This is a genomic window from Pseudomonas sp. 05N434, from assembly GCF_056396965.1.
The window spans coordinates 1-462 of sequence record NZ_JBFTMK010001124.1 but is presented as its reverse complement, the minus strand read 5'-3'; the positions used below and the strand labels follow the sequence as shown (position 1 = coordinate 462).

Sequence of the window (462 nt, the reverse complement as noted above, 5' to 3'; positions counted from 1 at the left end):
GCCTTTGCGCCAGACCACCAGGCCATCGGCCGGGCGCCCCGGTTCGAGGTTGAGGGTCACGTCGTGGGCCTTGGCGGTTTTCTTGATCAGGTCGGTGGCGACGTCCGAGCCGGTTTCTTCACTGGCATCGAGCAGGAAGGTGATCTGCGCGTAGTCCTTGAAGTCGAGGTTCTTAAGGATTTTCAGCGCGTAGATCCCGGCGACGATGCCGCCCTTGTCATCCATCACGCCTGGCCCATAGGCGCGGCCGTCCTTGATGTGGAACGGGCGCTCGGTGGCGGAGCCTTCCTTGAACACGGTGTCCATGTGCGCCATCAGCAGGATTTTCGCCTTGCCGGTGCCCTTGAGGATAGCCAGCACATGGTTGCTCTCGTCCGGGGTGTTGGGCACCAGTTCGATGGTGGCACCCAGTTTCTTCAACTCTTCGATGGCGATGTCGCTCACCTGGGTCAGGCCCGGTTC

At 61.9% G+C, this 462-nt stretch carries 1 protein-coding gene; it reads right to left on the bottom strand.

Annotation, left to right across the window (positions count from 1 at the left end; genetic code table 11):
• The coding region (locus AC1DLB_RS32045; protein ID WP_477786542.1) for a M20/M25/M40 family metallo-hydrolase at nt 1–462 on the bottom strand (462 nt) is incomplete at both ends.